The organism is Streptomyces prunicolor (assembly GCF_045162825.1).
Classification (GTDB): domain Bacteria; phylum Actinomycetota; class Actinomycetes; order Streptomycetales; family Streptomycetaceae; genus Streptomyces; species Streptomyces prunicolor.
Genome location: NZ_CP108676.1, coordinates 9,748,377 through 9,774,684, shown reverse-complemented (window position 1 = coordinate 9,774,684; position 26,308 = coordinate 9,748,377). Strand labels below are relative to the sequence as shown.

The window sequence follows — 26,308 nt, the reverse complement described above, 5'->3', positions numbered from 1 at the left end:
AACGCCCTTACCCATATGAAATCTGAATTGGTGTCAATTCAAAAAATGCCAGCCCAGACCACTTCGCGCCAGCGAATCGATCATGCCAACTCCATTGGATCGTCGGTGACTTACTGGTAACGTTGATCTGTCATCCCGGTGGTCATAGCCACCTCCAAGGAGCCCACATGGACCCCCTCGAAAACACGACGACGACAGGGCTGGGCGAGCGCATCCGGCTGCTGCGCGGCAAACGTGGCCTCAAGCAGCAGGATCTGGCGTCCAGCGAGATATCGGCGAGCTACATCTCCTTGATCGAATCCGGCAAGCGCGCCCCCTCGGAATCCGTACTGACCGCGCTCGCGGAACGCCTCGGCTGCTCCGCGGAGTACCTGCGCAGCGGCCGGGACGACCACGAGCTGGAAGAGGCACGGCTGCGGCTGGCCTTCGGCGAGATGGCTTTGCGCAACGGCAGCAACGGCGAGGCACTGCAAACCCTCAGCGAACTGCTGACCAGGCCCAGCCTCCTGGATGTCTCCATGACCCGGCGCGCCCGCATGGGCCAGGCCTCCGCGCTGGAGAAGCTCGACCGCACCGAGGCCGCCATCGCGGTCCTGGAGGAGCTCTACCGCGACCCGGACCTGGCCCCGGGATCCACCGAGTGGTGCCAGACGGCGGTCGCCCTGTGCCGCTGCTACCGCGACGCCGGCGACATCACACTCAGCATCGAGATCGGCGAGCGCGCCATGTCCCGGCTGGACGCCCTCGGCCTGGACGTGACGGTCGACCACGTCCAGCTCGGCGCCACGCTCATGGCGTCGTACCACATGCGCGGTGACCTGACCCGGGCCCAGCTGATGGGCGGCAAGCTGCTCGACGCCGCCGAGAAGCAGGGCGCGCGGGCCGCGCGGGGCGCCGTGTACTGGAACGCGGGGCTGGTGGCCCGCTCCCGGGGCCAGCTGAACGAGGCCATGGCGCTGGTGGAGCGGGCGCTCGCGCTCATGTCCGAGGACGACAACCTGCGCCACCTCGCGATGCTCAAGATGAACTACGGCTCACTGCTCCTCCAGGTCGACGAGCCCGAACCGGCGCGCGGCAAGCAGCTGTTGGAGGAGGCGCAGCAGCTCCTGGCCGAGGTGGGCAACGCGCCGGAGCTCGCCCAGTGCGAGATCGGTCTCGCCGACGCGGACGCGATGCTCGGGCAGTGGGACGAGGCCGCGGCACACGCCGAGCGCGCTCTCGGCCTGACCGGCACCGAGTCCCGCATCCAGGCGGTCGGTGCCCGGGGCACGCTCGCGGAGATCCAGCTGATGCGCGGCAACTTCGACCAGGCCGCGCAGTATCTCCAGGCCGCCACCCGGCAGTTGCGCCAGTTCCGGCCCTCCCACCAGGTGGCCCTCAACTGGCGTTACCTGGGCGACCTGTGGAAGCGGCAGGGCAACACGGCGGAGGCCCTCAAGGCGTACGACCGGGCCCTGTCCGCGGCCGGCATGGCACCGCACCGCGACCCCAGCCAGATCTTCACCGAGCACCACCGTTCCTGAGCTCCCGGCCGTATTCCCGAATCCGCCCGAGTTCCCCACCGGCCAGGTGGAGTTCGGCTCGCGGGCGGCATCGCGTAATGGCATGGACCATTGGCCGTCGTGCCTGGTAAAGGCATGGACCATTCGACGTCGAACGGCCCGCTGGGACAGGCGGTCCGGTTCCGTTTCCGGCTGGATCCGAGCCCTGCGAACCCCCCGCCTGGACGGGTGTCCGGGCCGGGGGGTTCGTCATGTCTCCGTTCGACGGGTGCCGACGACGGAACCGGTCGTCACCCGGGGGCCACCCGAATTCCGTTCCCTTTCCGCCGCCGGAATTCTCGCCGAGCGCTCCGACGGAATTCCCCTCTTCGGCCCGCGTGTTCAATTCCCGGTGGGTGACGGGGAATTCGGCACACGGTCAGCGGGAGGTGTTCGCCAAGCGGTGCACGGCCGCGAGCGGGATCGGCAGCCGGTCGGGGCGGAGCCGGGACTCGTACACCGCCTCGTATACGGCCTTGTCCGCCTCGAAGGCGCGCAGCACCACGGGTCGGCAGTTCGGGTCCTCCCGCCCGGCCGCCGCGTAACCCTCGATGAACGCGCGCCGGTTGCGCACCGCCCACGCGGACGCCCGCCGTCGCCGGCGCAGCCGCCGCGCGGGCGAGCCGCCCTCGGGATCGGCGGACTCCAGGGTGGCGAGGCCGGTGCGGGCCGCGTAGTCGAAGGAGCGCAGCATGCCGGCGACATCCCGCAACACCGGCTGCGGCAGGGCGCGTTCGGCGGCGGTACGGGCCGGTTCGCCCTCGAAGTCGACGATGCGCCAGCCGTCGGCCGCGCGCAGCGCCTGGCCCAGGTGCAGGTCGCCGTGGGTGCGCTGGGCGAAGACGGGGTTGCCGCGCCCGGCGACCCGGGCGTAGTCGTCGAAGAGTGCGCCGATCCGGGTGGTGTAGCGGGCCAGCGCCGGGACCTCCTCAGCGGCCTCCTTGAGCCGCATGTTCATACCCGCCGCCTCCTCGGCCACGTCCTGCGCGGTGAGCCGGTTGCGGCCGAACGCCTTGTCCAGCGCGCCGTGCACCTCGGCGACGGCCCGGCCCAGGCTGCGGGCGTGCGGGGTGAATCCGCCGCTCGTCGGTACGCCGCGGCGCGCGTCGTCCATGCAGTCACTCGCGTGCCGTACCGCCTCCTCCCAGCCGTCCCGGGCGTCGGGCAGGAACTCCTCGACAAGGCCGAGCACCAGGCCCTCCGCGCCGGGGGCGTCGCTGTGCAGGGCGCCGTAGAGGCGGGGGGTGCGGGCGCAGTGTTCCCGAGTGAGGGCGTGCAGGGCCTCGACCTCGGTGTGCGGGCCGGGTTCGGGGCGGCGGAAGATCTTGAGGAGGATCTGGCCGCCGTACGCCACCGCCGTATTGCTCATCTCGCCGTCGAGGGGGTGGGGCACGAGGCCGACGGGGAGCGGATAACGGCCGGTGCGTTCGAGGCGGGGGCCGGGACCCGCGCCGCCGCCCGCCAGTGTGCGCAGCAGCAGTCCGAGGAGGGCGCCGTCGGCGAGCGCGTCGTAGACCCGCCAGCCCTGCCAGGGGCCGGTGGGGACGGTGGTGATCGCGGCGGGTTCGAGGCGGGCGGGGAGCTCGGGCCGTAGGCCGAGGAGGAGTTGGTAGTGCAGGACCTGGCCGTCGGGGCGGTGGGCCGCGACCACGGCGTGCAGCAGCAGGGGCGGTTCGTCGCCGAGGACGGAGGCCGCGCGGGTTTCCAGGCGGGCTCCGGTGAAGCGGGAGTCGAACCAGCGGCGCCCTTCCAGCCAGGGTCCGAGGGCCGGGAGCAGGGGTTCGAGGATGCCGTCGCTCATGATCCCTCCGCGGGTGTGAGCACGTGCGCGACCTGGTGGGCCGGATCGAGGCGTACGTAGGTGGACTCGCCCCAGGCGTAGGTCTCACCGGTGAGTTCGTCGCGCAGCTTGAGCGTGCCGTCGGCGGGCAGGCCGAGGACGGCCGGGTCGCAGGTGACGGTGGCCTCGTGGGCGTGGTGCGGGTCGAGGTTGACGATCACGAGCACCAAGTCGGTCTCGCCGTCCGGCAGTTCGACGTGTTTGGTGTAGGCGAGGATCTGGTCGTTGTCCGTGCTCTGGAGGCGCAGGTTGCGCAACTCCTGGAGGGCCGGGTGCAGTCGGCGGAGCCGGTTGAGCAGGGTGATCAGCGGGGTGATGGTGCGGCCCTCGGCCTCCGCAAGTACCCAGTCCCGGGGCCTGAGTTGGTACTTCTCCGAGGCGAGGTAGTCCTCGGTGCCCTCCGCCGGCGGGGTGTTCTCGCACAGCTCGTAGCCGGCGTAGACGCCCCAGCTCGGGGCGGCGGTCGCGGCGAGCACGGCGCGGACCTCGAAGGCGGGTCTGCCGCCGTGCTGGAGGTAGGCGTGCAGGATGTCGGGGGTGTTCACGAACAGGTTGGGGCGCAGGAAGTCCGCGCTGTCCTGAGCGAGTTCGGGCAGGTAGGCGGTCAGCTCCTCCTTGGTGTTCTTCCAGGTGAAGTAGGTGTACGACTGCTGGAAACCGGCCTGCGCCAGCGCGTGCACCATCGCGCGCCGGGTGAACGCCTCGGCCAGGAACAGCACATCGGGGTCGGTGGCGTTGACCTCGGCGATCAACCACTCCCAGAACTGCACCGGTTTGGTGTGCGGGTTGTCCACCCGGAAGATCCGCACGCCCAGGTCCATCCAGTGCCGCACGATCCGCAGTGCCTCGGCGTACAGGCCCTCGGGGTCTCCGTCGAAGTCGAGTTGGTGGATGTCCTCGTACGTCTTGGGCGGGTTCTCGGCGTAGGCGATGGAGCCGTCGGCGCGGTGGTGGAACCACTCGGGGTGCTCGGTGAGCCAGGGGTGGTCCGGGGAGCACTGGAGGGCGAGGTCCAGGGCGACTTCGAGGCCCAACTCCCTTGCTGTGGAGACGAAGTAGCGGAAGTCGTCCTCGGTGCCGAGGTCGGGGTGGATCGCGTCGTGACCGCCGTGCCGGGAGCCGATGGCCCAGGGCGAGCCGACGTCGTCGGGGCCCGCGTGGAGGGTGTTGTTCGCGCCCTTGCGGTGGGTGGTGCCGATCGGGTGGACGGGTGGGAGGTAGACGACGTCAAAGCCCATCGCGGCGACGGCGGGCAGCCGCTCGGCGGCACTCCGCAGTGTGCCGCCGACCGGGCGGCCGCCCGCCTGGACCACCGCTCCCTCCGAGCGCGGGAACAGCTCGTACCAGGAGCCGACGAGGGCGCGTCGCCGCTCCACTCGCAGGGGCAGGGGCCGGGAGGCGGTGACGAGGTCACGCAGCGCGTAGCGCCCCAGGGCGGCCGTCACCCGGGGGGTGGTGACGGCGGACAGCCGGGCCGGAGGGGAGCCCAGGGTGTCGCGGAGCGCGGCCACGGCCGCGGAGACCGCCTCCCGGCGGTCCGATGAGGTGATACCGAGCGCCGCCCGTTGGTGCAGCAACGCGCCCTCGGCGAGGGTGAGTTCGGTGTCGACGTCCGCCTCTGTCTTCAGCGTGGCGTCGTGCCGCCAGCTCTCCAACGGGTCGGCCCAGGCCTCGACGCGGAAGGTCCAAAGACCCTCCGTGTCGGGGACCACGGTCGCCTGCCAGCGGTCGGCGTCCTCGTCGACGAGGACCATCGGGACCCGGTGGGCGGGCCGCCCCGCGGGGTCGTGCAGGACGACGTCCGCGGCGACGGCGCCGTGGCCCTCGCGGAAGACGACGGCCGTGATGTCGAGGTGTTCCCCCGTCACGGCCTTGGCGGGCAACTCCCCGTTCCGCACACGTGGTTGGACGTCGAGGACGGGGATGCGCCCGGTCACCGGTGTCATGGTCGACTCCTCCCCGCTCGGATCCCGTCAGCGCAGCCCGGTCGGGGCCGGCGTCCGGGCTGCGAGCAGGTCGATGATGGTCCGTGCGAAGAGGTGGCAGTGGTTGCCGGTGCGGCCGGTGACCAGGTCGTCGTGGATGACGACGTCCTGGTCGACGTACTCACCGCCCATGTTCCGCAGATCGCCCAGCAGGTTGTTGTGCACCACCGCGCGCCTGCCCTGCATCAGGCCCTGCACCGGCGCGGCGAGCCACATGCCGTGGCAGATGATGCCCTTGAGGATCGCCGGGTCGGCGAACGCGCGGCGCAGGAACTGGCTGGCGGGCGGCAGCAGTTGGGGGTCCTCGGTGAAGCGCAGCCGGTCGGCGACCATCCCGGAGGGGACGATCACCGCCGAGTACTCCTTCAGCGCGAACTCGTCGAGGTCCTCGAAGGACTCGGTGACCTCGAAGGGCATGCGGTGCTCATGGCCCTGGAAGGTCATCTGCTCGTTGCCCCACAGCCGGGACAGGAAGTGGACCTCGGCTCCCTCCTCGGGGAAGCGGTAGCGGTAGTAGAGGATCTCGGGCTCGTAGAAGTCGCTCTCCATCAGGACAGCGATCTTGTGACCGGAGAGTCGCACGGCGGCTACCCCTTCCCCTTCGCGGTGACCAGGTCGATGAGGAACGGCCCGCGGTGCGCGAGCGCCTGCGCGACCGCCTCCTCCGCCTGCCTGGGCTTCTCGACCCGGACGGCGGCCACGCCGAGCGAGCCGGCGAGGGAGACGAAGTCGACGGCCGGGCTGCTCAGGTCGAAGATCTCGGGCTGTTCGTGGGCGGGGATGCGCTGCTCCCGCCAGTACTCCTCGATGTTGTCCTCAAGGAGCTTGTAGCTGCCGTTGTTGCAGATGACGAACTTGGTGGGGAGGCCGTAGCGGGCCGCCGTCCACAGTGCCTGGAAGGTGTACATGCTGCCGCCGTCGCCGGTGAAACCGACCACCGTGCGGTCGGGGTGGGCGAGTTGGGCGCCCAGCGCGCCGGGGATACCAACGCCGAGGGAGCCGCCGCGGGTCTGCATCCACTGGCCCGGCACGGTCGCCGGGAGCCGGCGGAAGAGCGCCGGGGACGCCGTCAGCGCCTCGTCGAAGAGGATCGCGTCCGACGGCAGCCGGCGGGCGAACTCCTTGGCGAGGGCGATGGTGGGCAAATCCGCGGCCTCGGCGGCGGCCTCGGCCCGTTCGTCGGCCTTGGCGAGCGCGGCCGAGCGCTGCGCGGCGTGCCGGCGCAGCCGCTCGGCCGCCGCGGTCCGCCGCCCGAGGCCCATCTCCCGGCCCAGCGCGTCCGCGAGGAGACGCAGGGTGGCCTTGGGGTCGGCGACAATGCCGAGGTCGACGGGGTGGTTCTTGGCGATCGCGCCGGAGTCCAGGTCGATGTGCACGACCGGGACGCCCGCCCCGAAGACGCCGTCGAGCGCCGGGTACACCTCGGGCAGCGCGTAGGTGCCCACGATGAGGACACCGTCGGCGGCACCGGTGATCTTCCGGCTCTGCTCGCCGAACATGTGGCCCAACTGGCCCGCGTAGGCGGGGTGTTCGACGGACAGGTTGACCTCGGCCCAGTCCGCGCCGTACACGTCGGCGCCCCACACCTCGGCCAGTCGCCCCAACTCGGCCTGGGCGCCCGCGAAGTGGACCCCGTCACCGGCGATGACGAGCGGTTTGCGGGCGTCGGCGAGCAGGGCCGCGGCCTTCGCCACAGTGTCCGGGGTCGGCAGGCTGCGCGTCTCCGGGTAGGACACGGGCGCCACCGGTTCGGCGGTCTCGTGGTCCATCACGTCGGCGGGCAGCACGACCAGTACCGGACCGTACGGCGGGGTCGCGGCGACCTTGAAGGCGCGGCGCAGCACCCGGAGCGTGGAGTCGGGATCGACCACGCGGGTGGCCCACTTGGTCACCGGCTTCGCCATGCCGACCAGGTCGGCGGCCATCTGCGCGTCCATGCTGTCGTAGCGCAGCCCGGACTCGCCGACCAGGGTGACGATCGGGGCGTGGCCGCGCATCGCCTGGTAGAGCATGCCGATGCCGTTGCCGAGCCCGACTCCGGAGTGGAGTTGCAGGACCGCCGGGGTGCGGGTGGCGCGTGCGTAGCCGTCCGCCATGCCGACGGCCGTGCACTCCTGGAGGGCCAGGATGTACTGGATCGAGGGGAAGGAGCGCAGTTCGTCGAGGAACCCCTGCTCGACCGTGCCGGGGTTGCCGAACATGAACCGGACCCCTTCGGCCTGCAGTTGTTCGAGCAGCGCGATCCGCGCGGGCCTGCTGTCCATCGTGCTCACCTCTCGTCGGAGCAAAGGGCGTCGGGCGGCCTCAGGCGGTCGCCGTGAACCCCCACTGCCGCAGGCCCTCTTCGAGGACCTCGACGGTCTTCTGTCCGGTCAGGTAGGAGTCGGGCGTCGAACGGCCCGTGATGAACGGGTAGTCGACGATGACGGAGGTCGTCTTGCCGAAGTTCCCGTGGTACGCGCCACCGGGTGCGGTGGCGTCGCGCAGGATGTACTCCAGCGGGTACGGAGGCGGCCCCATCACGAAGTCGGTGCCGAGGAATCCGGTGCCGTCCTTGTAGTCGTACTCGATGCAGTGGCCGGTGACGTGCTTGCCGCGGATCAGGGAGACGCGGGTCTCCTGGTCGCGGGCGAAGGCGAGGCAGGCGACGCCGTAGCACTCGGCGGCGATCGGCCGGTCCAGTGCGTGGAAGGCGAGGATCAGGTCGTGGACGCGCCAGTTGTTGGCGAGGTCGACGATCGGTCCGCTGCCGCCGACGATCAGCAGCGCGTCGTAGCGGTCGGCGATCTGTGAACGCACCTGCTCCAGGCGGGTGTTGTAGGCCTCCCAGTCGCGCAGGAAGTACGGCTTTGACCGGTAGGGCCGGTCGGGCAGCCAGGAGGACAGGCCAAGGGGGTTGTCGAGCCGGTCCGAGGCCTCGACCTTCCGCACCTTGTCCGCGATCTCGGGCGTGGTGACGGACCGGCCGAGCGGCGGGTCGACGTACTCGGGGTCCATGCTCGGCGGCAGCGCGTGCGGGCGCTTGCCGGTCGCGGTGGCGAAGGTGAGATGGTAGCCGGCCTGGTCGAAGGTCTCCAGGGGGCCGATCAACTCCTCACCCCAGTAACCGTATTCGGACAGGACGACCAGAATGCGCTTGCTCATGGGGTTCCTCCCGTTCTGCGGGACGGTGCCGACTGGCGGATTCCTGTGTACGTCGGCGGAGTTCGCGCCGGTCGGCGCCGGGGCCCGGGTCGCGGCACATCCTCAAGTGGCCGAACGCACTACGGCATGTCCTGGCCATCGATCTTCGACCGGTGAACTCGGGCGCTTTCAGCGGGAGTTGCCGCAGCTCTCGCGGCGACTTCGCACAGTGCGACCGGTCCCCGTGCGCGAGCGGCCGGGGCGGGCGCGGTTGTGGGGTCATCGGACGTGTGTCGCTTCCGGCCCCCGGGAGCGGAACCCCGATGAGCGGAGACTTTCATGCCGAGCGAACAGACCGGCTCCGACCGGGAGATCGCCGCGTTCGTGCAGCGCTGGTACGACCTGCTGAGCGAGCACGCGCCGGTCGAGGAGCTGCTGCCCTTCGTCACCGACAAGGGCCTGGTGATGGCCTTCCCGGAGCGGACCCTGCACAGCCACGCGGACTTCCTCGACTGGTACACGGCCGTCGGCGAGGCCTACACCGACCAGAGCCACACCGTCGAGAAGGTCACCCAGCAGGAGGACGGCACCCGTATCGACCTCGACGTCACGGTGGTGTGGACCGCCAAGTCGACCGCGGACGGCACCGTCTCGTCCTTCCGGATCAACCAGAAATGGCAGTTGGAACGTTCCACGCCGGGTGCCCGTCCGCTGATCGTCGACTACCGGGTCGGCGAGCCGGCCGCCATCTGATCCCCGACACCTTTTGGAGGCTGTCATGCCGTCGAAGTCGGTGCCCCTCGGGGCCGATTACATCGTCGTCGGCGCCGGCTCGGCCGGCTGTGCGGTCGCGGCCCGGCTGAGCGAGGACCCGTCCGTGAGCGTGGTCCTGCTGGAAGCGGGCGGCTGGGACGAGCGCCCCGAGATACACCGGGCCGACGCGGCCTCGGTCCTCTCGCTGCTCACCGCCGAGTGGCGGAGCGAGATCGACTGGGGCTACGTCACCGAGTCCGAGGCGGGCATGGAGGGCCGCCGTGTCCCCGTGGCCCGTGGCAAGGTCGTCGGCGGCTGCAGTTCCGTCAACGCCCTGATGTGGGTGCGCGGCAGCCGTCACGACTACACCCGCTGGGTCGCCGAGGGCGCCACCGGCTGGTCCTACGACGACGTCCTGCCGTTCTTCCGTAAGGCCGAGGACTACTCGGGCGGCGCCGACGCGTTCCGCGGCGCGGGCGGTCCCGTCCGGGTCCGGCAGCTCGACCGACCCGCCCCGATCGCCCGGGCGTTCGTGGAAGGCGCCGGTGAACTCGGCTACGCCACGGACACCGACGGCGACTACAACGGCGCCCGGCAGGAGGGCTTCGGCTTCCTGTACCAGACGTTCCGCGACGACGCGGGCCACCGGTGCAGCACCGCCGACGCCTATCTCCGGCCGGCCTTGGACCGCTCCAACCTGACCGTACTCACCGACACCCTGGTCACCCGGCTGCTGCTGGACGGGACACGGGTCACGGGCATCGAGTACGTCCAGGACGGCGAACGGCGGCAGTTGCGCGCCGAGGGCGAAGTCATCGTGTCCGCCGGGGCGTTCGAGACGCCGAAGCTGCTCATGCTGTCCGGGATCGGCCCGGCCGCGCACCTGCGGGAGCACGGCATCCGCTGCGTCCAGGATCTGCCGGGCGTCGGCGTCGGACTCCAGGACCACCTGTTCGTGCCGATCTGCTACCAGTCACTCCAGGAGCACCCGGACGGGGCACTGCTGTCCGAGGCGGGGCTGTTCACCCACACCCGCGAGGCGGGCCCGGAGGACTCCCCCGACCTGCAGTTCACCTTCGGCCCCATCAAGTTCCTGCCGACCGACGCCCCCGCCGACCAGTGGGAGGGACCCGGCTTCACCTTCGCGCCGATCGCGCTGCGCCCGCAGAGCCGGGGCCGGATACGGCTGCGCGACGCCAGCCCGGAGTCCAACGCCGTCGTCAGCGCCGGTTACCTCACCTCCACGGCCGACCTCGACGTTCTCGTGCACGGGGTGCAACTGGCCCGCGAGTTGGCGGCCACCCGGGCCTTCGACCCGTTCCGCGGCGACGAGTTGGGCCCGGGCAAGGACATCACCGGTCCCGAGGAGCTGCGCGGGTACGTCGCCGCGAACGCGACCACCCTGTGGCACCCGGCCGGCACCTGCCGGATGGGCACGGGCGCGGACGCCGTCACGGACCCGGAGCTGCGCGTGCACGGCATCGCGGGGCTGCGGATCGCGGACGCGTCGGTGATGCCGTCGATCACCGCGGGCAACACGCACGCGCCGGCCGTGATGATCGGCGAGCGTGCGGCGGCGTTCGTCCGCGAGGCCGCCGTCCCGTCCCGGTCCGCTCCTTCGGAGTCCGTGCCGTCTCTCTCCCAACCGTCCCTGTCCGACGTCCACTTGAGCTAGGGGATGCACCATGTCCGACCTTGACCAGACCCAGCAGGAGAACCTGGCGCTGTACCGGCGCTTCCTCGACGCGTTCAACTCCGGTGACCTGGCGGAGATCCCCCGGGTCATCGCCGCCGATTTCACCGACCACCACCCCGGGTTCGACATCACCGGTATCGACTCCTACCTGGAGGCACTCCGCGGGGCGTACAACTCCCTTGACCTGAAAGGCGAGTTGGACGAGCTGTCGGCGCTAGGCGAGGACCGGGTCCTGACCCGGGTCAAGCTGACCGGCACGCATCTCGCGCCACTGCTCGGCCTCCCGGCCACGGGCCGCAAGGTGGAGTGGTCCACCACCGAGATCTGGCGGGTCCAGGGCGGCCTGTTCGTGGAGCGCTGGGCGCAGGACGACATGCTCGGCCTGCGCGAGCAGATCTCCTCGGACGCCCTGAACCTGGCCGTCGTCCAGCAGGTCAGCGACGCCGTCAACCAGCGCCGCCTGGACGACCTCGACGACCTGTTCGGGCCGACCTTCCACGACAACAACCCGGCGTGGAGCTGCGAGAGCCTGGAGGAGCTGAAGGGGATCATCCAGGGCGCGTACGACGGGCTCGACTTCTCCGTGGGCCTCGACGCCCTGTACCCGGCCTCGCCCGACAAGGTGATCATGCACATCACCTTCCACGGCAAGCACATCGCCCCGTTCTTCGGCCAGGAGCCGACCGGCAGGGAGGTCTCCTGGACCAGCCTTGAGGTCTACCGGCTGGAGGACGGCAAGGTCGTCGAGCGCTGGGTGCAGGCCGACACCGCCGGTCTGATGCGCCAGGTAGGCGTCCCGCTCCCCTGATCATCACTCCCGCACCTCAGACAGCCACAGAAAGGACGGGCGCATGGACACCCGAGAAGTGGTCGACGCGTACTACCGGCTGGCCAACTCCGGCGAGTGGGACGCCTGGTGCGACCTGTTCGCGGCCGACCAGACCATGGACGAGCAGCTGGCCGGACATGTCGAGGGCCGCGAGACGCTCCGGGAGATGATGAAGGGCTTCCCGGAGATGTACGCCTCCTTCGCCAACGTCCCCCGGCACGTGGTCGTGGACGGCGAACAGGCCGCGGTGGTCTCCGACATCACCGGCCGCACTCACGACGGCATCACCGTCGAGGCCAAGGTGTGCAACTACTTCCGCGTCACCGGCGGCCTCATCACCTACTTCGCGAACTTCCACGACAGCGTGCCGTTCGCCGCGGTCACCGGGACGTGAGCGCGATGACGACCGCTGCCCCGGCCGGCCTGCGCTGGTCGCACGTCGGCCTCAACTGCCGTGACCAGAAGGCCACAGAGGACTTCTACACCCGGCACTTCGGGTTCGCCCGGGCCCGGGTGGTGGAGGCCGACGGGGTCCGCGTGGTGTTCCTGCGCAATGGCCCGGTCTATCTGGAGCTGTTCGCGACCGACGCGGACGCCCTGTTCACCACGGCGAAGGACGGCCCGGCCAACCCCGGCACGGCACGCCATCTCGCCTTCCAGGTCGACGACGTGGACGCGTTCCTCGCCGCCGCCGGAGGCGAACTGGAGCCGCTGCTCGGCCCGTTGACCTTCGACGAGTTCATCCCCGGCTGGAAGACGGTGTGGGTGTCCGACCCGGACGGCATCGTGCTGGAGGTCAGCCAGGGATACACCGATCAGCCCACCGACGAACTGGCCACGTACGCCTGACAGGAGAGTCCCCCACCATGAGGCCCGTCCCCGACCAGACCATCCTCCTCACCGGCGCCACCGACGGCATGGGCCGTGAGCTGGCCCGTGAACTCGCCGCGCAGGGGGCGTCGTTGATCCTGCACGGCCGCAGTGCGACCAAGGGCGAGGAGCAGCTGTCCGAACTGCGCGCGTCCACCGGCAACGACAGGCTCAGCTACGAGCTGGCCGACTTCTCCTCGCTGGAGGACATCCGCAAGCTCGGCGACCGGATCCTCTCCACGCACGACCGGCTCGACGCGCTGGTGAACAACGCCGGCATCGGCGTCGAACTGGCCCGCCAGGAGAGCCAGGACGGCCTGGAACTCACCTTCCAGGTCGACTACTTGGCGGCCTACATGCTCAGCTGCCGGCTCGCGCCACTCCTGGTGCGCTCGGCCCCGGCCCGCATCATCAACGTCAGCTCCGCGGGCCAGGCGCCGATCGACTTCCGTGACGTGATGCTGGAGCGGAACTGGGACGGGGTGCAGGCGTACTGCCAGGCCAAGCTCGCCCAGATCAGCCTCACCTTCGACCTGGCCGAGCGGCTGCGCGGCACCGGCGTGACGGCCAACGCCCTGCACCCGGCGTCGTACATGCCGACCAAGATGGTCGTGAACCTCTTCACCCCGCAGTCCACGGTCGAGGAGGGCGTGCACAGCACCCTGCGCATGATCACCGACCCGGCCCTCGACACCGTCACGGGCGCCTACTTCAACCGCACCCAGCGGTCCCGCGCGGGTGCCCAGGCCTACGACGAGCGCGACCGCGCCCGGCTGCGCGCACTGAGCGAGTCGCTGACCGGGGTGAGCTTCCCGGCCGACCTGGTCTGACCCCGCGCTGGGCAACACCGAGCCCCCGCCTCGTGCACGCGAGGCGGGGGCTTCGTGGTGTGCGGGTGCTAGCTCGCGGTGACGGACAGCTTGTGGTGGAACACGTTGCCCGGGTCCCAAATGGCCTTCACCCGCTGCAACTTGGTGAGGTTCCCCTTGAAGTACAGGGTCTGCCAGGGCACGTCGGAGGTGTTCCAGGCCGGGTCGGTGAGGTCGGTGTCGGGGTAGTTGATGTACGACCCGTCGTTGGTGTCGTTCGGCACCGGCACCCCGCCGGTGTCCGCGTACAGGTCGCGGTACAGGGCGCGCATCCAGGCGACGTGCCGGTCGTCCTGTGCCGGATCCGGCCAGTACGTCGTGAAGTTGGCCTTGAGGACCGAGTCCCGCTGGGCGAGCGCGGTGGCTGTGGGCGACACGGTGTTGACCTTGCCGCCGTAGGAGTAGAGCAGGATGCCTGCGTGCCCGTCGTAGGTGGCGTCGGAGAGGTAGCCGTAGAGCGTCTTGGCCTGGGTGGCGGACCAACCCTGGCGCAGATAGGCGCCCTTGGACTTCGTGCGGTTGTAAAGGCCGGTGTCGTAGGGGTCCTTGAGGGTCGTCTTCAGCCAGGGCCAGGAGGAGCGGGCGTCGGTGTACGGCACGCCGATGCCGCCGGTGACCGCGGCGACGTAGGCGTCGAGGAGGGCCGAGGCGTCCGAACGGGTGCCGTCTATCTGGGTGTTGAGGACGAGGCTGCCCTGGACGCGGTTGTAGAGGATGAGGACGCTGTGGAGGCTGTCGTAGGAGGAGCCGGCGACGCTGTTGCGGGCGTGCCAGGCGCCGTGGTTCGCGATCAGCGCGGTGAAGGCGGCTTCCGTGAGGTCGGTCCACTTGATGGCGACCGTCGACTTCAGCAGGGTCTTGGGCGGCCGGGGCAGCAGGGTGGAGGGGTCGGTGCCGGTGGCGTCGGGGGCGCGGAACCAGTAGCGGGTGACGATGCCGAAGGTGCCTCCGCCGCCGCCTGTATGGGCCCACCACAGGTCGCGGTGCGGGTCGTCGGCCTCGCGGGTGGCGACCACGGCACGGGCGGTGCCGGAGGCGTCGACCACGACGACCTCGACGGCGTAGAGATGGTCGACGACGGCGCCGTACTGGCGGCACATCGCGCCGTAACCGCCGCCGGTGACGTGTCCGCCGACCCCGACGGTCGGGCAGGTCCCACCGGGCAGGGACACGCCCCACTCCAGGTACAGGGTGCGGTAGACGTGGCCGAGGGTGGCGCCGCCCTCGACGAGGAAGGCGCGGCGGGCGGGGTCGTGGCGGACCGCGTCCATCTCTGACATGTCGACGAGTATCCGTACGTCGGGGTCGTCGACCAGTGAGTCCAGGCAGTGGCCGCCGCCGCGTACGCCGATGCGCTTGCCGGCGTCGACCGCCTCCTGGACGACGGACACCACCTGCGCGGTGGTGTGGACGAGGCGTATCGAGTCGGGGGCGGCGACGAATCTCGCGTTGTAGCCGCGGGATGTGAGGTCGAGATAGCGGGCGTCCGAGGCGCCGACGGTGACCGCGGCGGGGGTGGTGGTGTCCGTGACCGTGCTGTCTGCGGCCAGGGCTCGGGTGGGGACTACGGCCGCGGCGATCCCTGCGGCGGTGGCGGTACCGAGGAGTCCGCGCCGGGTGAGTCCGGCGGCCGGGCGTCGGTCGGGGGGCTGTCTTGTCACTGCTGTCTCCTTTGTCTCGCGAAGAACTCGTCTCGTGAAAAAACTGCCGCCCAGGAGGCCAGGAGCCTTCTGGGCGGCAGGAGTTGAGGTGGGCCGGCGTCAGACGACGTCGTGTCCGCTGACCGTGGTCTCCGGGATCTCGTCGCGGACGTCCCAGTGCTCGGCGATCAGGTCGTTCTCGAGCCGGAAGATCTCCACGACGGCCGAGCCCCGGTCCGTCGAGGTGGCGCGGAAGTGGGTGTGCACGAAGACCAGGTCCCCCGAGCCCGCCGCGCGCTTGATCTCGAACCGTGCCTCGGGGAGCTGCTTGCGGAAGCCCTCGATGAACTCGACCAGCGGCTTGCGCCCGTCGGGCAGGTTCGGGTTGTGCTGGATGAGGTCCGCGGCCAGGTACTTGTCGGCCAGGTCGGTCTGCCCCTGGTTCCAGACGGTCTCCAGGTAGTCGCGCACGAAGTGCACCTGGTGGCTGCTCATGAGTTCTCCTTGGCTAACTGATGTGTACAGGTGTGGCGGACTGCTCGGCGACCTTGGCCGCCGACGCCTGCCGGACGGACAGCAGATGGGCCAGCGCGGCGAGGACGAGGACGCCCAGGGCCGCGGCCGGGATGGGGCCCGCGCCCACGCCCGGCAGCAGCGAGCTGCCGATGAAGCTGCCGAGGCTCATCCCGAGGTAGAGCGCGGCGGCGTTCAGGGCGAGGATCAACCCCGGTTGCAGCGGCACCAGTTCGACCAGTCGGGCCTGCTGCGGGGCCTGGTAGAGCTGGCTGAAGAAGGCCCAGAACGCGAAGAACACGAGCCCGGCGGTGGAGTGCGGGGCGACCAGCAACAGGGCGAAGCCCAGGGCGAGTCCGATGACGGCGAGGCCCACCGTCCGTTCGCCGCCCAGCCGTTCGGCGATCCTCGGCGCGGACGCGTTGCCCGCGACACCGATCACACCGAAGGCGAGCAGGGTCACCGAGATCAGCCCGGACGACGCGTCGAAGCGGTCCTTGAGATAGGCGCCCGCGATGCCGTAGACGGTGAACTGGGCGGCCATGAACAGGAGGGTCGTCGAGACGGTGGCCACGGTGGCGGGGGTGCGCAGCGCGCCCCGGTAGGCCTGCACGGTGGGCGGTTCGCCGGCCGGGATCTCGGGGACGAACACGAACACCGTCACGAAGGCGATCGCGGAGAGCACGGCCACACCGAGGAGGGCCGGACGCCAGCCGAGGCTGCCGCCGAGGAAGGACGCCAGCGGCACACCGAGCACGGCGGCGGCCGTCATCCCGCCGAAGACGGTGGCCAGGGCCCGCTGTCGGCGCTCCGTCGGGACGATGAGCGCACCGGCCGCCGAGGCGCCGGGGCCGAAGACGGCGGCGCCCATCGCGGCGAGGACCCGAGTGGCCGTCAGGAAGCCGTAGTTGGGCGCCACGGCCCCGAGCGCGGCACCGACGGTGAGCAGCCCGATGCCGACGAGGAGGACACGCTTGCGGTTCCAGCGGCGCAGCAGGATGGGGGCCGAGGGCGCGAAGACCGCGAAGGTCAGCGCGAAGACGGTGACGAGTATGCCCACCGAGGCGGGTTCGACGTGCAGATCGTCCCCGATCGGACCGTTCAGGCCGACGACCGCCAGCGAGATCGTCCCCAGGCTGAAGTAGCCCAGTGAGAGTGACAGCAAGGCCGGTAAGGCGCTGTTGCGGGAGGGCATCACGCCACCTCCTCTTCCGAGCGGGAAAGGTGCATGCGGTGACCGTAGGAGCGGTCCAAGGACCGTCGCGCGCGCGGCGAGGAGGACCCCGGCACTGCCCGAGGTCCGTCCCCGCACTACGTCAGGTCGCGCCGAAAGCGCGTGCGCGCAGCACCAGCGGCACGCTGCGGCCGGAGCTGATCAGCCAGTGCTCCACGGCGTTGACCAGCAGGAGCAGCAGGGCGGTGGAGGCCAGTACCGCGAGGGCCGGCAGGAGGGGTGCGACCGCGGCGGCGGCCAGCAGCACGAGGCCGCAGTAGAAGCGGGTGGCGGACGCGGCGCCGAACATCCGGCGGCGCGTGTAGCAGAACGTCAGCAGGATCAGGGCGGCGCCGACCGGCAGCAGTCCGGCAGTGCCGGAGTGCGGGACGCGCAGCGGGTCGTGGACGGTGCGTACGGCGCCGACGGAGACCAGCAACAGCCCGGCGACCAGGACGAGATGGCCGTAGCTGAGCACGTCCCGGACGACGATCGCGGGGGTGGGGTGGGTGCGCAGGGCGTGGGCGACGGCCGAGGCGACGAGGTGGAAGTAGAGCCACCACAGGGCGCAACCGATGAGGAAGGCGAGGACAAGCGCGGTCAGGCTGACCGGGTCGAGCGGTCCTTTGGCGACTCCGGCGCCGACGGAGAAGATGTTCTCGCCGAGCGCGATGATGATGAACAGGCCGAATCTTTCCGGGAGATGGTTGACACCGAAGGCCAGTCGCCGCAGATGGCCGCTGAGGAGCACAGGCGCCGCCAGTTCGGCGACCACGGCGACCGCCCAGCACACCTCGCGCCAGGGGGCGGGGAGGGTCGCGGCGCCGAACAGCACGAGGGCGAAGGCGAGTCCGGCGCGGTAGGGGTGGATGGTGTAGAGCGCGCACTCTCTGCGGATGGCCTCGCCGATGAGCAGACGCAGGGCAAGGTAGCTGCCCGCGTACAGCAGGGCCTGCTCCCGGTTGTCGAGCGCCTGTGGCGCGGCAACCGCCATGCCGTAGACGGCGAGTGCGGTCAGCATCAGGAACACGCGCTGGAGACTGGTCTCGTGCACGGCGTTCATCGCCATGACGACGTCCACCCAGGCCCACCACAGCGGGACGAGCACGAGCAGGCACTGTCCCAGCACGGGCCAGGTGGCGTGTCCGGCGAGCAGGTGCGCGATCTGGCCCACGCCGAACGCGAGGACCAGATCGAAGAAGAGCTCCGCCCAGGTGGCCCGGTCGCGCACCTGAACGGCCGGGACGGTCGTTGTCGCGGTTGCGTCGGTCATCGTCGTATCGGGACACGGCGGGCCCCGACAAACAGGGAATGCGCGAAGTAGCCACCCATTGCGGCAAGTTCACCGCCCGGCTGTCCGAACTTCAGCGCTCGGTGAGCGTCACCCGCACCGGCCCGCCCGTCACGTCGACGAGCCGGGTCCAGTCCGCCGTCAGGGTCAGCGTGCGGTTCGGTACGACTGTCCCCAGCCACTCCTTGTGCAACAGCCGCCCGTCCTGGACGACTTGCAGGACCGGCCGGTTCACCAGGGCCGAGGTGCGCAGGACGTACGGGTGGTCGTCGCCCGGGAAGACCCGGTTCGGGGCGATCCAGCGCAGGGGCGGCTCGACGAGCAACGGCACGGTGTGGCGGGGCCATTCGGCACCGGCGAGGCTCTCCAGAACGGCGGCGGCGACCCGGATCCCCTCGCGGGTGGCGGTGGCCGCGCTCTCGACGGGGTGCAGGAGACTACCCGCCGCGAACACACCGGGCCGTGAGGTGTGCAGGGCCCCGTCGACGGCGGGGCCCCGGGTGCCGGGGTCCAGGTCGAGGCGCCCCCGCCGGGCGAGTTCATGGTCGGGCACGAAGTCACCGGTGAACACGACGGTGTCGCAGGCCAATTGGACGGTACGGCCGTCCCGGTGCCGGACGCGGACGCCGGACAGCCGCCCGTGGCCGATGAGTTCGGTGACCGTGGTGTCGGTGAGGAGGGGGATGCGGTGGCGGAGGCGGGAGTTGTGGGTGCGGGCGATGGTCGTCTGGGAACGGTCCAACTCGGTGACCATGGCGACGACCTGGGCTCCGGCCGCCCGCACGGTGTCGGCGGCGGCGTAGGAGACGCCCTCGGCACCGACCACGACGGCACGGGTGCCGATCCGCTGCCCGTGGAGATGCACCGCCTGCTGCAACTCCCCTGTGGTGTACACCCCATCGGGGCGGCTCCCCGGCACCAGCCGGGCCGCGCGCGGCCGTTCGCGGGCACCCGTGGCGAGGACGACGGCTGCCGCGTGGATGGTCTCCGGGCCTTGCGGTCCCACGGTGTCCAGGGCCAACGGCCCCGCCCAGTCGAGGGCGGTGATCCCGGTACGGACGACGGCACCGGCCCGCATGGCGGCGGCGAGCACCAGGCGGGCGTACGCGGGCCCGGTGAGCGGATGCGTCCAGGTGCCGAAGCCGCCGTGGTGGCAGTGCCGGGGCACTCCCCCGGCCTGCAGCTCCCGGTCCAGGACTTCGACGCGGGCGACTCCGGCAGCGGCGAGGCGCGCGGCGGCGGCGAGTCCTGCGGGTCCGGCGCCGACCACCAGGACGTCCACTTCGCGTTCCGGGCGAGTCATGGCCGGGCTCCTTCGGGCGTCGCGTGGATCATGCGTCAGCCCCATCGGGCGTCGCGTGGATCATGCCTCGGCCCCTTTGGGCGTCGCATGGATCATGCCTCAGCCCTTTCGAACAACTCCCGTACAGTCGCCCCGCAGTAGAACCCCTGACAGCGCCCCGCCCGCGCCCGCGTCCGGCGACGCAGTCCGTCGAGGTTGCGCGGTGGCACCGTACTGGCGAGCGCGTCCCGGATCTCGCCGCGTGAGACACGCTCGCAGTGGCAGACGAGGGTGCCGTACTCCGGGTCGGCGGCGACGAGTTGGGCGCTCTGATGGGGGCGCGGGTGGGCCTCGCCGAGATTCGGCATGTGGACCGGTCCAAAGTCCCGCACCGGGCCCAGGTCGAGGCCCGTATCGGCCAGCAACCCGGTGACATGCGCGGCGATGGCCATGGACGCCGTCAGACCGGTGGAACGGATGCCGCCCACCGTGACGTACGCCTGCTCGGGGTGGGCGGCGATGCGGTAGTCGCCCTGTTCGGTGGCGGCGCGCAGTCCGGCATAAACGGCGGTGGTCTCCTCGTCGAGCAGCGCGGGGAGGATGCGGGCGCCCTTCTCCCGCAGCAGCGCGAGCCCCTCGGCCGTGGAACCGGTCGCGCGCTTGTCGTCCAGGTCCTCGGCGGTGGGGCCTAGGAGCAGGTTGCCGTAGACGGTCGGGGTGACCAGAACCCCCTTGCCGAGTGTCGTGGGGACGGGCAGGAGGATGTGGTGGAGCAGGTCGCGGGCGAGTTTGTCGAAGACGATCAGCTGGCCCCGGCGCGGGGTGACGGTGAAGTCGTGGTGGCCGAGGTGCCGGTCGAGGGTGTCGGCGTGCAGACCGGCCGCGTTGACGAGACAGCGGGCGCGGAGGGCGCCCCGGGCGGTGGTGAGGAGGTGAGCACCCTCTCGCCAACTGACTTCACTCACCGGCGAGTTGAGGTGCAGGTCGACTCCGTGGTGGACCGCCTGTGTCGCGTACGCCAGTGTCGTCGTCCAGGGGCAGATGATGCTCTCGCCGGGCACGTGCAGGGCGCCGAGCGCACCCGGGCCGAGATGCGGTTCACGTTCGTACAGTTCGGGACGGTCGATGAGACGAGCGTCACCGTACTCATTCCGTACGGCCTTCTCCGCCAAGTGCGGTAGCGCGGCGAGCTGTTCCTCGTCCCAGGCCACGAGCAGCGCGCCCACCGGCTCGACGGCGATGCCCGACTCGGCGGCGTACGCGGTGAGTTGGCGTGAACCCTCGCGGACGAGGCGGGCTTCCAGCGAACCCGGTACCGCGTCGAAGCCGGTGTGCAGGATCGCGGTGTTCGCCTTCGAGGTGCCCTGGCCGACGTCGTCCTGTGCCTCGACGAGGGCCACGCGCAGACGCGGGTGGCGGGCGAGTTCGCGGGCGATGGCGCAGCCGACGACTCCCGCCCCGACCACCGCCACATCGTAACTCCCGGGTGGCAGCGGTCCGTTGACCGTGACTGTCATACGGGGGTCCGGTCGAGCAGTGCCGTCACTTCGGTGCGGAAGGCGGCGAGGCGTTCGGCCGCGTGGTCGGGGGTGATGCGCGGTTCGTAGACGGCGGCGGGTTTCCAGTCGGGCAGGGCGTCGGCGAGCGTCAGCCCGGGCTCCGCGCCGAGTTGGGCCAGGGCGCCCACGCCGAGGGCGGTCGCATCCGGCAACGCGGAGACCTCGACGGGGCGTTGGAGGAGATCGGCCTGCGTCTGCATGAGCAGCGCAGAGCGGGTCAGGCCGCCATCCACGCGGAGCACGTCCAGGGGGGTGCCGAGGTCGGTCGCGGCGGCTTCGGCGAGTTCCACGACCTGCGCGGCCAGGCCCTCGCAGAGGGCGCGCACCAGGTGTCCGGAGGTGGTGTCGAGGCCGAGGCCGGTGAGCGAGCCGCGCACGTCGCCGCGCCACCAGGGGGCGGCGAGCCCGGCGAGGGCGGGAACGAAGGTGACCCCACCGGTGTCCGGTACCGCGCCGCCCACCCGGTCCAGGTCGGCGGCGCCGGTGATGACGCCGAGGTCGGTGAGCCACCGTACGGCGGACGCGGCGGTGTACACCTGCCCGTCGAGGCAGTAGCTGGTCCGCCCGCCAAGCCGCCACGCCACACAGCTGACCAGACCCGAGTCACCGCGCCGGGGTGTGTCGCCGGTGTGCGCGAGGAGGAACGCCCCTGTGCCGTAGGTGCACTTGGCGCCGCCGGGTGCGGTGATGCGCTGGGCCAGGAGGGCCGCCTGCTGGTCCACGACGAGGCCGGTGAGGGGTATCTCCGCTCCGAACGCCGTTGTCGTACCGATGAGTTCGGCGCAGTCGACGACACCCGGCAGGCGTTCGCCGGACAGGCCGTACAGGTCGAGGGCTCGGGGTGACCAGGTGGCCTTGTCGAGGTCGAGGAGTTGGGTGCGGCCCGCGGTCGCGGCGTCGGTGACGTGGGTGCCGGTGAGGCGGTGGACCAGCCAGGAGTCGCTGGTGGTGACCATGCCGTCGCGGGTTAGGTGGCGGCGGATCCAGGCCATCTTGGGTGCGGCGAAGTACGGGTCGAGCGGCAGGCCGGTCAGCCGGCGCAACTCATCGGCGTGCTCGGCGAGTTCGGCGCAGACGCTCTCCGCTCGCCGGTCCTGCCAGACGAGTGCGTCGGTGAGCGGCATTCCGGTGTCGGGGTCCCAGGCGAGCACGGTCTCGCCCTGGTTGGCGAGGCCGAGTGCCGTCACGGGTTCGTCGGCCTCGGCAAGTGCGCGGCGGCCGGCGGTGATCACCGATTCATACAGTTCCTCGGGGTCGGCCTCTACCAGGCCGCCCGGTCCCCGGCGGGTTCCCACCGAGACGAACCCGGTGCCGATCACGCCGCGTTCGGGACAGATCACCAGGGCCTTCGTGCCGGATGTTCCCTGGTCGACGGCGAGTACCGGACCCGTCATACCACCCCTCCCGTAGATCACTTCGCGACAGCCTGCCGTCGGTCCGCACCGCACGTCAAGCGTTTCTGATCATCGGTCAAATCGCAGATATATCTGTCGAGTTGGGGATGGTCCAACCTTGCCGGGGGCACCTCGACAGAGGACTGCCGCCGCCGCACCCGATGCCAACTGGGTGGTGACGTCGAGGAGTGCGGCTTTGGGCCGAACGACCCTACGAGGTCAACCCCAGCAGTTCGCGAAGCAACATGATCGTCGCCCTGTGACCCGCCATCCGGTCGGGGGGAAAATGGTCTTGGTAATATGGGACCTGGCTGAGTCTCCGGTGCTTCGCCATGCTCTCTTCGGCAGCCTTCAGGTGCCACGGGGAGTACACGGCCCCCTTTGCCCGCAGAAGCCGGACGATGTCGGGCCGGCCCGCTGCCGCGGACGCATGGACCGCGTCCCAGTGCACCCCCTGGCGCCGGTTCATGTCGGCGCCGCCGTCGACCAGCATCTCGACGATCTCAGTGTGCCCTTGGGCGACGGCCATCATCAGCGGGGTGGCTTCTTTCGGATCGCACCACCTTCAGGAGCGGCCCCGTTCTCCAGAAGCAGCCGGACCAGGCGCGTTCTGCCGTGGACTGCGGCAAACAGCAGGGGAACCATTTCCTGATGCTCGCCAATGCGCTGGTCGGGGTCCGCTCCAGCGTCCAGCAGTTGCCGCACCACGTCGTCGTGGCCAGTCCACACGGCTGGATCCAGAGCTGTACGCCGTCCCGTTCCCGTTCCCTCCACGGGGACAGCCTGGCAGACGGTAGCGATCATGCGGACTGAAGACTCAGTCCGTGGCCGGATACACCACGGCCGCCTACGGCTCCGACCGCGACCCCGCCGAACTCGCCGAGGGAATCGTCTGAAAGCCGTGCTCACGGCCCCGGGCGAGGTACGAACTCCCCGTCCGGATACGGCAGGATGAGCGGTCGCGCCGGTGCGGGGAATCGTTCCGGCCGGCGCGACGGCAGTTCCGGCAATGCCCGTACTTCGAGCAGGTGGAGCAACGTGACGACTCTTCACATCCGGCCCTCGGCGGCCCCTTTCGCCGTGGTTTCCCCCTCCGGCGGTGACCGATGACCCGCGCGCTGACCCTGGACGACCTCACACTCGCCGGAATAGCGCTGATCTCCGGCCTGTTGGCGGGCTTCCTGCTGCGTCTGCTGCTGCGCTGGCTGGGCAAGCACGCCAGCCGCACCCGGTGGAGCGGCGACGACATGATCGTGGACGCCGTACGGACCGTGATCCCCTGGTCGGCGATCATCGCCGGCGCCGCGTCCGCCGCGGCGGTGCTGCCGCTCACCGGGAGCGTCCAGCACCACGTCAACCAGTCCCTCCAGGTGCTGCTCATCTTCGTCGTCACGGTGACGGCGGCCCGGGTGATCGCCGGACTGGTGCGGGCGGTCACCAACTCCCGCTCCGGGGTCGCCGGTTCGGCCACGATCTTCGTCAACATCACCCGGATACTGGTCCTGGCCATCGGCTTCCTGGTGATGCTGCAGACGCTGGGCATCTCGATAGCGCCGATGCTGACCGCCCTGGGCGTCGGCGGTCTCGCCGTCGCACTCGCTCTTCAGGACACCCTCGCGAACCTGTTCGCGGGCATCCACATCCTCGCCTCGAAGACCGTACAGCCCGGCGACTACATCAAGTTGAGCAGCGGCGAGGAGGGTTACGTCGAGGACATCAACTGGCGCCAGACGACGGTACGGGCGCTCTCCAACAACCTTGTCGTGATACCGAACGGCCAGCTCGCCAAGACGAACATGACCAACTTCATGCGTCCCGAGCAGGAGTTGACGATCCTGGTCCAGGTGGGCGTCGGCTACGACAGCGACCTGGAGCATGTCGAGGAGGTGACCATGGAGGTCATCGCCGAGGTCATGAACGACATCACCGGCGCGCTCCCGGAGCACGAACCGGCGATCCGCTTCCACACCTTCGGCGACTCCCGGATCGGCTTCACGGTGATCCTGGGCGTCGGGGAGTTCAGCGACCAGTTCCGCATCAAGCACGAGTTCATCAAGCGCCTGCACAAGCGGTACCGGCAGGAGGGCATCCGGATTCCGGCGCCCACGCGGACGGTGGCGTTGCAGCAGGGGTCGCTCCCACAAGGGGCGGTCCCTCAGGGGGCGGTCGCCATACCGCAACAGCGCACCCCGGAGGACGAACCGGGCGAAGTCCCCTCCACCCGGCTCGACTGACGGATCAAGTCCGGCTCGACCGACCCTGACCGGTCAACTCCCTCAGAGCGTCGCCGAGTTGTCGTGGTGGTGCCCGCCAGTCCGGCGGTGCGGGACGGTGAGTGCCGGGTTCACCGGCGTCACCGTCCAGTCCGGATGGCCGGGCATGCGCGGTGTCGCCGTACCGTAGAGCCAGTCCCGCAGGAAGCCGGACAGGTCTTGGCGGGAGACCTTCGAGGCGACGGCGATGTAGTCCTCCGTCGTCGCGGCGGAGTCGCGGTATCGGGCGAGGAAGGCGCGTTCCACGGCGTTGAAGGTGTCCTCGCCGATGAGTTGACGGAGCGCGTAGAGGACGAGGACGCCGCCCACGTAGCGCTGGCTGTCGAAGAGGTTGACGGCGTTCGGGGCGGCGACCGGGCCGGAGTCGTGGCGCCACTGGTCGCCGCGCGCGTAGGTGTCCTTCATGCGGGCTTCCATCGTCGTCAGGCCGAGGGAGTCGGTCCAGCCGCGCTCGTAACGGTAGAGCAGTCCGTAGAAGTCGGCGTGACCTTCGTTCAGCCAGAGATCGGCCCAGGTGGCGGGGCTGACGCTGTTGCCGAACCAGGAGTGGACCAGCTCGTGCATCATGTGCGAGCCGATCTTGCTCTCCTCCTGGAGCAGGAAGTTCGGCTTGTAGAGGGTGAGGGTCTGGGTCTCAAGTCCCGTGAAATCAAAGGCGTCCGGGGCGTCCGAGTTGCACGGCAGCAGTCCGTACGTCTCGAACGGGTAGGCGCCCAGGCGCTGTTCGAGCCAGTCGACGAGGCCGGGGGTCAGCGCGAGCGCCGGTTCGAGGGCGGCGGCGCGCGCGGTGGGCACGATGTCGCGCAGCGGCAGTCCGTGCGGGCCCGGCCGTTCCTTGACCACGTAGTCGCCGACCGCTATCTGCACCAGCTCGGTCGCCATCGGCGAACGCGAGCGGTAGCTGAACGCGGTCCGGTCGCCGTCCAGCCGCTCGGTGCGCACCAGTTGACCGTTCGCAACCCCGCGCAGCCCGTTCGGGACGGTGATCCGGAACGTGAAGTCGGCCTTGTCGGTGGGGTGGTCGTTGCAGGGGAAGACGGTGTGCGCCAGGTTCGGCTGGCCACACACCGCGAAACCGTCGGGGGTGAGGACCCAGCCGCCGGTGGGCGCGGCGGCGCGGCCCGGGTCGGCGGAGTACTCCACGCAGACGGTGACGCGGGCCTTCGCCGGGAGCGGCCTGGCGGGCGTGATCCGCAGCTTCTCGTCGGCCTGCTCGAATTCGGCCCGGCGGCCCTGGACGCGGACCGTGCGAATGTCGAGGCCCCGGGCGTCCAGGGAGAAGCGGGTCAGGGCTTCGGTCGTGCGGATTTCTGTCGTCACCGTGCCGTCGACGAGCTTGGTCGTCGGGTCGTAGGTGAGGTCGAGGTCGTAGGCGAGGACGCGGTAGCCGCCGTTGCCGAGGGTGGGGTAGACCGGGTCGCCGAGGGTCTCGGCGCCCTCCGTGCCCCGCCCGCGCGGGGCCGCGAGGGCGGGGGAACCCACGGTCAGGGCCGCGGCCGTGCCGATGAGGGCCGCCGCCGGGGCTGTCACTCGGGTGCGATATCTCATGATCCGCTTTCGCTCGGGCGGCCGGACGATCGGACCGGCCATCGGGTGTGAGAGGTCTTCTGACCTCCTGGACCGCGCGAGCACGGGGT

General features: G+C 70.5%; 22 protein-coding genes and 1 pseudogene. 8 read left to right on the top strand and 15 right to left on the bottom strand.

Annotated features, from left to right (window positions below; genetic code table 11):
* Nucleotides 1–167: 167 nt before the first annotated feature.
* Nucleotides 168–1,523, top strand: coding sequence for a helix-turn-helix domain-containing protein (locus OG588_RS44225; RefSeq protein WP_405952189.1), 1,356 nt, complete (start codon nucleotides 168–170; stop codon nucleotides 1,521–1,523).
* A gap of 397 nt (nucleotides 1,524–1,920) precedes the next feature.
* Here OG588_RS44225 and OG588_RS44220 read toward each other — a convergent pair whose 3' ends face one another.
* From OG588_RS44220 to OG588_RS44200, 5 genes are read right to left on the bottom strand one after another with little or no spacing between them, the layout of a single operon-like run.
* Nucleotides 1,921–3,342: a maltokinase N-terminal cap-like domain-containing protein gene (locus OG588_RS44220; protein WP_405952188.1), complete on the bottom strand. Its 1,422-nt coding sequence runs from the start codon at nucleotides 3,340–3,342 to the stop codon at nucleotides 1,921–1,923.
* On the bottom strand, nucleotides 3,339–5,327 hold the full coding sequence (locus tag OG588_RS44215; RefSeq protein WP_405952187.1) for an alpha-1,4-glucan--maltose-1-phosphate maltosyltransferase: 1,989 nt from the start codon (nucleotides 5,325–5,327) through the stop codon (nucleotides 3,339–3,341). The genes OG588_RS44220 and OG588_RS44215 overlap by 4 nt, the downstream gene beginning before the upstream one ends.
* Nucleotides 5,328–5,354: 27 nt before the next feature.
* Nucleotides 5,355–5,948, bottom strand: a complete 594-nt coding sequence (locus OG588_RS44210) for a DJ-1/PfpI family protein (protein ID WP_266865035.1) — start codon at nucleotides 5,946–5,948, stop codon at nucleotides 5,355–5,357.
* A 5-nt stretch (nucleotides 5,949–5,953) separates the two neighbouring features.
* Entirely contained in the window at nucleotides 5,954–7,630 is a 1,677-nt protein-coding gene (locus OG588_RS44205; protein ID WP_405952186.1) for a thiamine pyrophosphate-binding protein, read from the bottom strand.
* Nucleotides 7,631–7,670: 40 nt separating this feature from the next.
* A complete protein-coding gene (locus tag OG588_RS44200; RefSeq protein ID WP_405952185.1) occupies nucleotides 7,671–8,510 on the bottom strand; it encodes a type 1 glutamine amidotransferase domain-containing protein in 840 nt (279 codons plus the stop codon).
* 318 nt (nucleotides 8,511–8,828) lie between these two features.
* Between OG588_RS44200 and OG588_RS44195 the strand changes: the two genes are divergently transcribed.
* The 6 genes from OG588_RS44195 to OG588_RS44170 are packed head-to-tail and all read left to right on the top strand — an operon-like array spanning nucleotide 8,829 to nucleotide 13,467.
* A complete protein-coding gene (locus OG588_RS44195) occupies nucleotides 8,829–9,242 on the top strand; it encodes a nuclear transport factor 2 family protein (protein ID WP_405952184.1) in 414 nt (137 codons plus the stop codon).
* A 25-nt stretch (nucleotides 9,243–9,267) separates the two neighbouring features.
* The gene (locus OG588_RS44190; RefSeq protein WP_405952183.1) at nucleotides 9,268–10,917 is read left to right on the top strand and encodes a GMC family oxidoreductase; all 1,650 of its coding nucleotides are present in this window, start codon (nucleotides 9,268–9,270) and stop codon (nucleotides 10,915–10,917) included.
* Between the two features lie 10 nt (nucleotides 10,918–10,927).
* Entirely contained in the window at nucleotides 10,928–11,746 is an 819-nt protein-coding gene (locus OG588_RS44185) for an ester cyclase (RefSeq protein ID WP_405952182.1), read from the top strand.
* A gap of 43 nt (nucleotides 11,747–11,789) precedes the next feature.
* Nucleotides 11,790–12,161, top strand: a complete 372-nt coding sequence (locus tag OG588_RS44180; RefSeq protein ID WP_405952181.1) for a nuclear transport factor 2 family protein — start codon at nucleotides 11,790–11,792, stop codon at nucleotides 12,159–12,161.
* Nucleotides 12,162–12,166: 5 nt separating this feature from the next.
* A complete protein-coding gene (locus OG588_RS44175) occupies nucleotides 12,167–12,616 on the top strand; it encodes a VOC family protein (RefSeq protein WP_405952180.1) in 450 nt (149 codons plus the stop codon).
* A 17-nt stretch (nucleotides 12,617–12,633) separates the two neighbouring features.
* Entirely contained in the window at nucleotides 12,634–13,467 is an 834-nt protein-coding gene (locus OG588_RS44170) for an SDR family NAD(P)-dependent oxidoreductase (protein ID WP_405952179.1), read from the top strand.
* 68 nt (nucleotides 13,468–13,535) lie between these two features.
* Here the strand turns inward: OG588_RS44170 and OG588_RS44165 are convergent, their stop codons facing one another.
* The 9 genes and pseudogenes from OG588_RS44165 to OG588_RS44125 all read right to left on the bottom strand — a co-directional run bounded on the left by OG588_RS44165 (nucleotide 13,536) and on the right by OG588_RS44125 (nucleotide 23,202).
* A complete protein-coding gene (locus OG588_RS44165; protein ID WP_405952178.1) occupies nucleotides 13,536–15,167 on the bottom strand; it encodes an FAD-binding oxidoreductase in 1,632 nt (543 codons plus the stop codon).
* Nucleotides 15,168–15,266: 99 nt separating this feature from the next.
* On the bottom strand, nucleotides 15,267–15,641 hold the full coding sequence (locus OG588_RS44160) for an ester cyclase (RefSeq protein ID WP_019060084.1): 375 nt from the start codon (nucleotides 15,639–15,641) through the stop codon (nucleotides 15,267–15,269).
* A gap of 13 nt (nucleotides 15,642–15,654) precedes the next feature.
* Nucleotides 15,655–16,854, bottom strand: a complete 1,200-nt coding sequence (locus tag OG588_RS44155) for an MFS transporter (protein WP_366096879.1) — start codon at nucleotides 16,852–16,854, stop codon at nucleotides 15,655–15,657.
* A gap of 121 nt (nucleotides 16,855–16,975) precedes the next feature.
* Entirely contained in the window at nucleotides 16,976–18,145 is a 1,170-nt protein-coding gene (locus tag OG588_RS44150) for a low temperature requirement protein A (protein WP_405952177.1), read from the bottom strand.
* Nucleotides 18,146–18,236: 91 nt separating this feature from the next.
* Nucleotides 18,237–19,466 carry an NAD(P)/FAD-dependent oxidoreductase gene (locus OG588_RS44145; protein ID WP_405952176.1) on the bottom strand — a complete coding sequence of 410 codons (1,230 nt, stop codon included), beginning with the start codon at nucleotides 19,464–19,466 and terminating at the stop codon, nucleotides 18,237–18,239.
* A 92-nt stretch (nucleotides 19,467–19,558) separates the two neighbouring features.
* Nucleotides 19,559–20,962, bottom strand: coding sequence for an NAD(P)/FAD-dependent oxidoreductase (locus OG588_RS44140; RefSeq protein ID WP_405952175.1), 1,404 nt, complete (start codon nucleotides 20,960–20,962; stop codon nucleotides 19,559–19,561).
* The gene (locus OG588_RS44135) at nucleotides 20,959–22,398 is read right to left on the bottom strand and encodes an FGGY family carbohydrate kinase (RefSeq protein WP_405952174.1); all 1,440 of its coding nucleotides are present in this window, start codon (nucleotides 22,396–22,398) and stop codon (nucleotides 20,959–20,961) included. The genes OG588_RS44140 and OG588_RS44135 overlap by 4 nt, the downstream gene beginning before the upstream one ends.
* Before the next feature lie 211 nt (nucleotides 22,399–22,609).
* Nucleotides 22,610–22,942: pseudogene (locus OG588_RS44130) on the bottom strand (ankyrin repeat domain-containing protein); the annotation flags it as partial.
* The gene (locus OG588_RS44125; protein ID WP_405952173.1) at nucleotides 22,930–23,202 is read right to left on the bottom strand and encodes an ankyrin repeat domain-containing protein; all 273 of its coding nucleotides are present in this window, start codon (nucleotides 23,200–23,202) and stop codon (nucleotides 22,930–22,932) included. The pseudogene OG588_RS44130 and the gene OG588_RS44125, both read right to left, overlap by 13 nt.
* 302 nt (nucleotides 23,203–23,504) lie before the next feature.
* Between OG588_RS44125 and OG588_RS44120 the strand changes: the two genes are divergently transcribed.
* Complete coding sequence (locus tag OG588_RS44120; protein WP_405952172.1) at nucleotides 23,505–24,632, top strand: mechanosensitive ion channel family protein; 1,128 nt, start codon at nucleotides 23,505–23,507, stop codon at nucleotides 24,630–24,632.
* A gap of 42 nt (nucleotides 24,633–24,674) precedes the next feature.
* On the opposite strand, the gene OG588_RS44115 is transcribed toward OG588_RS44120, so the two are convergent.
* Nucleotides 24,675–26,219 (bottom strand): M1 family metallopeptidase, encoded by a 1,545-nt coding sequence (locus tag OG588_RS44115; RefSeq protein ID WP_405952171.1) that lies wholly within the window; start codon nucleotides 26,217–26,219, stop codon nucleotides 24,675–24,677.
* Between the last annotated feature and the right edge of the window lie 89 nt (nucleotides 26,220–26,308).

Coding starts and splice junctions, on each gene's coding strand:
- OG588_RS44175 (WP_405952180.1), top strand. CDS start 12,167: ATGACGACCGCTGCCCCGGCCGGCCTGCGCTGGTCGCACGTCGGCCTC.
- OG588_RS44195 (WP_405952184.1), top strand. CDS start 8,829: ATGCCGAGCGAACAGACCGGCTCCGACCGGGAGATCGCCGCGTTCGTG.
- OG588_RS44225 (WP_405952189.1), top strand. CDS start 168: ATGGACCCCCTCGAAAACACGACGACGACAGGGCTGGGCGAGCGCATC.
- OG588_RS44145 (WP_405952176.1), bottom strand. CDS start 19,466: ATGACTCGCCCGGAACGCGAAGTGGACGTCCTGGTGGTCGGCGCCGGA.
- OG588_RS44220 (WP_405952188.1), bottom strand. CDS start 3,342: ATGAGCGACGGCATCCTCGAACCCCTGCTCCCGGCCCTCGGACCCTGG.
- OG588_RS44180 (WP_405952181.1), top strand. CDS start 11,790: ATGGACACCCGAGAAGTGGTCGACGCGTACTACCGGCTGGCCAACTCC.
- OG588_RS44190 (WP_405952183.1), top strand. CDS start 9,268: ATGCCGTCGAAGTCGGTGCCCCTCGGGGCCGATTACATCGTCGTCGGC.
- OG588_RS44215 (WP_405952187.1), bottom strand. CDS start 5,327: ATGACACCGGTGACCGGGCGCATCCCCGTCCTCGACGTCCAACCACGT.
- OG588_RS44120 (WP_405952172.1), top strand. CDS start 23,505: ATGACCCGCGCGCTGACCCTGGACGACCTCACACTCGCCGGAATAGCG.
- OG588_RS44170 (WP_405952179.1), top strand. CDS start 12,634: ATGAGGCCCGTCCCCGACCAGACCATCCTCCTCACCGGCGCCACCGAC.
- OG588_RS44205 (WP_405952186.1), bottom strand. CDS start 7,630: ATGGACAGCAGGCCCGCGCGGATCGCGCTGCTCGAACAACTGCAGGCC.
- OG588_RS44125 (WP_405952173.1), bottom strand. CDS start 23,202: ATGATCGCTACCGTCTGCCAGGCTGTCCCCGTGGAGGGAACGGGAACG.
- OG588_RS44115 (WP_405952171.1), bottom strand. CDS start 26,219: ATGAGATATCGCACCCGAGTGACAGCCCCGGCGGCGGCCCTCATCGGC.
- OG588_RS44185 (WP_405952182.1), top strand. CDS start 10,928: ATGTCCGACCTTGACCAGACCCAGCAGGAGAACCTGGCGCTGTACCGG.
- OG588_RS44135 (WP_405952174.1), bottom strand. CDS start 22,398: ATGACGGGTCCGGTACTCGCCGTCGACCAGGGAACATCCGGCACGAAG.
- OG588_RS44150 (WP_405952177.1), bottom strand. CDS start 18,145: ATGACCGACGCAACCGCGACAACGACCGTCCCGGCCGTTCAGGTGCGC.
- OG588_RS44155 (WP_366096879.1), bottom strand. CDS start 16,854: ATGCCCTCCCGCAACAGCGCCTTACCGGCCTTGCTGTCACTCTCACTG.
- OG588_RS44140 (WP_405952175.1), bottom strand. CDS start 20,962: ATGACAGTCACGGTCAACGGACCGCTGCCACCCGGGAGTTACGATGTG.
- OG588_RS44200 (WP_405952185.1), bottom strand. CDS start 8,510: ATGAGCAAGCGCATTCTGGTCGTCCTGTCCGAATACGGTTACTGGGGT.
- OG588_RS44160 (WP_019060084.1), bottom strand. CDS start 15,641: ATGAGCAGCCACCAGGTGCACTTCGTGCGCGACTACCTGGAGACCGTC.